We start from the raw sequence: 4,633 nt of genomic DNA, 5'->3' as shown, positions 1-4,633 counted from the left end.
TATCACGGTAATCGTGGGGACATTCAGCATTGTCAATCTGCACAAGATCGATGATGCGGATACGTTTCTGTACGAAAAGATGACTGTACCATTAGGTCAGCTTGGTGAAATAACAGAGAGCTTTCAGAGAGTAAGAATAAACCTGCGAGATTTTGTTGAGTCAAAAAACGATGCAGACAGAGATGAAGCCCTTAAGAAAATAAGTGAGTTGAGAGATCGTATAGCTAAAATATCTCTGGAGTTTGAAAAGACGATTGTTACGGATGAAGGGAGAAAGATGTATGACCACTTTTTGGACACCAGAAAGGCATACGGCACAGTAATAGATAAAGTCGTAGAGCTTGACAAGGCAGGAAAAGAGGCAGAGGCTTTAGACATAATGCACAATGAGGGTAAAAAGGCGGCCATGGCAGAACAGGAGGCAATAGACGCCCTCAAGGAAAGAAAACTGCAACAGGCCAAAGAAACATCCGATGCAAACACTGTCCTTGCCAATAAGACAACAAACCTGATAATTACCGTAACGGCGGTAGGATTTATCATCGCCCTACTCATGGGGATATTCATATCCGGCTCAATAAGCAACCCCTTAAAGGAGGCCGTTGCTGTAGCCGAAGCCATCTCAAATGGCGATCTCACCAGGCAGATAGACATGGACAGGAAGGATGAGATCGGACAACTTGTCAGTGCCATAAGCACGATGACCAAGAGGTTGAGGGACGTCATCTCCGAGGTAATCACGGCATCGAGGCAGGTCTCATCCGGGAGCAATCAGCTCAGTTCCACGGCGCAGGAGCTATCGGAGGGTTCTACGGAGCAGGCGGCTTCTGTGGAGGAGGTATCGTCGTCAATGGAGCAGATGGCGGCAAACATCAAGCAAAACGCAGACAACTCCCATGAGACAGAAAAGATAGCCGCCAAATCCTCACAGGACGCCAGAGAAAGTGGCACGGTTGTGTCAGACGCCGTCCATGCCATGAAGGAGATCGCCAGTAAGATCACGGTCATCGAAGAGATCGCACGACAGACCAACCTCCTGGCCTTAAATGCGGCCATTGAGGCTGCACGGGCGGGTGAACATGGCAAGGGCTTTGCCGTGGTAGCAGCCGAAGTGAGAAAGTTGGCCGAGCGCAGTCAAAAGGCGGCCGGTGAAATAGGCCACCTCTCTGAAACCACCGTTGACAAGGCCGAACAGGCAGGCGTAATGTTGAGCAAACTCGTGCCCGATATACAACGGACGGCAGAGCTGGTTCAGGAGATCAGTGCGGCAAGCAATGAACAAAACTCAGGGACAGACCAGATAAACAAGGCCATCCAGCAACTGGACCAGGTCATACAGCAAAACGCCTCCGCATCGGAGGAGATGGCATCCACGGCAGAGGAGCTCTCCGCTCAGGCCGAACAACTGCAATCCTCCATATCGTTCTTCAAGCTGGACCAAGGTCATGGTACCAGGAGAGATACACAACAGCCAGTTACAAAGCCGGCAGTGAAGCCCAGACAATTAGCCCATATAGCGCCTCCCAAAAAGACTGCTGCACCCAAAAAGGCTGCCAGGAGTACTGATATACCATCGTCCGGAGAATCATCTGATGCAGACTCAGAGTTTGAAAAGTTTTAGTACACTCCGGGTGCATAAGAAAGTAGTGGGTGCTTCGTCAAAGAAAAAAAAAGGGGCGGCTTCCGCTTCTTTTTCGCTCCAGGAGGGGGCAGCGCCCCCCGGCTCAACGCGCTCCTGGCCCCTTTAGAACCCCCCGCAAGGGGACCAGTCCCCCCTTTATGCCGGGGGTCGCTGACCCCTTGACCCCTTCCTGCTAAACCTTTTACCATTCTTTTTTAAGAGGATACCTTTTTTTCGTGCTAAGTTGACAAAACACCTCTGATTGAATCAATATAGTATGTGGAACAAATTGCAGGAAGATACAGGCGTAGATAACTGGCTATAAACGGCAAGAGGAAGAGATGGATAAATATAAGAAAGATGCACAGCATCCGGCCAAAGCGGCCTTTGAGGCATTCAACAAGATATGTGAGGAGTTTGAGCAGACACGGGTTGAACGTATCAGGTGCTGGGAGTACTTCAAGTGCGAGCAGGCAAAGACGGGGAGTTGCTCTGCCTTTACGAAGTCTGCCGGTAGACGCTGCTGGCTGGTAGCCGGTACGTTGAGCGGAACGGAACCCGACTGTCCGCGTGCCAAGGCGCTCAAAAGCTGCAAGGAATGCGAGTTCTATCAAAAGATAAAAAAAGGTGAATTCTGATACGTGAGAGGTTGTTTAACAGGCTATGTGTACGGCAGTAATGTCGGTGCAATGAAAATCGGGAAAGGGAGGTTTAAAATGTCTAAAACGATTGAATTGTACAATTTGCTCAAAGACAAGATAGGTGAGGAAGCTACAAGGGTTTTAATTGATACATTTGATGAAGTAACGGAAAAAGCCAAGAATGAAGCAGCGACAAAGGCCGATTTGCAAGTGTTGAGAACAGAGTTGAAAACAGAGATGCAAATGATCAAGACAGAGATAGAGGCAAAATTGGCTGAATTTAAAGCCGATATTCTCAAATGGACATTTCTGTTCTGGGTAGGACAGTTGGTAGCCATGACCGCATTGTTCAGATTTTTTGTTGGACGTTGAATTAATAGTTTAGCCATGCAAAGCAGCAGAGACCTCATCCCCGTAGCTCCAAACAACGCAGCGTCGCTTCAAAAAACATCCGGAGCGCCCGCCGCCATCAAAACAATAGATGTAAAGTTGCACCACATGATCAAGAAGCTGACCACCATCTCAAAGGATACCGAAAACGAGTTCCTTGACCTGGGGGTAAAACTCCAAAACTTTTCAATCTCCTGTGACAGCAACAGTCAACAAGCCGCCACGATGGTACAGTCCATAGAGAGTGGCAGTGGCTTTAGCGCCGTGGCCTTGATGGACATCTTTATGGAGGTCTATCGTGAGATCGAAACCAGCGGCACAATCACTATCAACACGAGAGACAGTCTGACAACGCTCAACGACGACCTGCAAAAGATACCTGCACTGACACAGTTTCTAAAAAAACTCGCCCACTCCATCACGGTAATAGGCACCCTGATACGCATAGAAACCGCACGCATAGCAGAGGCAGACTTTAACGTCATGACGGAAGAGGTTGACAGACTCGCCAGTAAGATCGCCCAGGGTACGCAGGAAATAAACGCCTCCGTAAAGGAATCCAATACCTACGTGCAGACTATCTGCGCAAACATGGAGCCGTTCATAGATGCCTTTGATGCAAACCTCGGCAGTGCAAGGGCTCGGATTGAACATATCGTCTCCGACCTCAGCTACATGGACAAGCAGGCCAAGTGGTTGTGTGAGCGCATCGGCACTCGGGCATCTGAAATAAACCCACAGATAGGGCATATTGTCTCCTCCCTGCAGTTTCATGACATGACACGCCAGCAGATTGAACACGTCTGTGAGGCCTTTGATGATATATTAAAAAAGGTAGACAACCACTCCTCTGATGACGAAAAGGATATCATTATCTTGCACAGATGGGCCGTGGATGCACTAAAGATTCAGGTGGCACAACTCAATCTGGTGATGCAGCAAACACAACAGGCCTTTGACGGAATATCAAGGCCGTTGCTGCGGATATCGGAGCTGGTTGAGGCCCAGGCAGAGGATGCCAATTTACTCCTGGAGGAGGAGCAGAGCGGTAAGAATAAACTCCTGACTGTCGGCACGGTGCTTGACTCCCTGGTCAACATCCTCTCCGTTGCCAACAACATGACGCAGGATGTGATGAACTACGTCAATCTTACGGCCTCAAAACTGGAGGGATTGACCTCCCAGGTGGCAAGCATAGAGACCATCAGTGAAAGCATAAACCTCCTGGCCCTCAATGCCATAATCAAGGTGTCACGCATCGGGACAAGCGCCAAGGGCCTCAACGTGTTGGCTGAGGAGATCAGCAAACTCTCCACCAACGCCAAGGGCAAGATCGCCGATGGCACCGCCATCATAAACGCCATACTGGCAATGACGTCGGACTTCAAGGGCACCCTGAGCACTCATCTGACCCAACAGGTGGAGTCCTCCGTACAACTGACCAAACAGACCAGAGTGGCCATTAGCGAACTGCTTGCAAGTGACAAGCAGCTCATCAGATCAATGAACGAAATATCAAAGGGTACAAAAAAACTCAAAACGGAGATAGAAAAGGTCGTAGCAGGTATCACTTTTGAAAAGATCACAAAAGAGCGCCTGTCAAACGTCATTGGCGCCATAGAGCAATTAATTGCCGATATAACCGCAACGATCCCCGAGCATGATGAAAACGACATAGAGTATGCCCCCGACCTGACTGACATGCTAAAACGCTACACCATGCAGTCAGAGCGCATCATGCACGAAATGGCCCTGGCCGGCGAGGAGGCCTCACATCCCTCCGACGCAGGACCCGACATGTGGGGCGATGATGGATCGGGCAAGAAAGACGACGAAGACTCAATGGGGGACAACGTTGAGCTGTTCTGAGAACTATACTTTCGCACTTTTTCCTAAACAGGCATTTTATGCGGCTTGAAAAATGGATTCCCGCTTTCGCGGGAATGACAGCAAATGGCGTCTTTGGCCCGTCCATGTCATT

At 49.4% G+C, this 4,633-nt stretch carries 4 protein-coding genes; all 4 read left to right on the top strand.

Features of this window, described 5'->3' with window-relative positions:
- A partial coding sequence (locus HWQ67_RS13480) for a methyl-accepting chemotaxis protein (RefSeq protein ID WP_218253209.1) occupies positions 1-1,621 on the top strand: 1,621 nt, incomplete at its 5' end.
- A 341-nt stretch (positions 1,622-1,962) separates the two neighbouring features.
- Positions 1,963-2,259: a two-CW domain-containing protein gene (locus HWQ67_RS13475; protein ID WP_040334135.1), complete on the top strand. Its 297-nt coding sequence runs from the start codon at positions 1,963-1,965 to the stop codon at positions 2,257-2,259.
- Between the two features lie 78 nt (positions 2,260-2,337).
- Positions 2,338-2,634, top strand: coding sequence for a hypothetical protein (locus HWQ67_RS13470; protein WP_218253208.1), 297 nt, complete (start codon positions 2,338-2,340; stop codon positions 2,632-2,634).
- Positions 2,635-2,649: 15 nt separating this feature from the next.
- Entirely contained in the window at positions 2,650-4,521 is a 1,872-nt protein-coding gene (locus tag HWQ67_RS13465; RefSeq protein WP_218253207.1) for a methyl-accepting chemotaxis protein, read from the top strand.
- The last annotated feature ends 112 nt before the right edge of the window (positions 4,522-4,633 follow it).

Source organism: Candidatus Magnetobacterium casense, assembly GCF_019173545.1.
Taxonomy (GTDB): Bacteria; Nitrospirota; Thermodesulfovibrionia; order Thermodesulfovibrionales; family Magnetobacteriaceae; genus Magnetobacterium; species Magnetobacterium cryptolimnobacter.
Note: the sequence above shows the minus strand (reverse complement) of the source record. Positions and strands in the feature narration are given on the sequence as shown.

What these genes read in the sequence shown, in the direction of transcription:
- HWQ67_RS13475 (WP_040334135.1), top strand. Translation starts at nt 1,963, where the DNA reads ATGGATAAATATAAGAAAGATGCACAGCATCCGGCCAAAGCGGCCTTT.
- HWQ67_RS13470 (WP_218253208.1), top strand. Translation starts at nt 2,338, where the DNA reads ATGTCTAAAACGATTGAATTGTACAATTTGCTCAAAGACAAGATAGGT.
- HWQ67_RS13465 (WP_218253207.1), top strand. Translation starts at nt 2,650, where the DNA reads ATGCAAAGCAGCAGAGACCTCATCCCCGTAGCTCCAAACAACGCAGCG.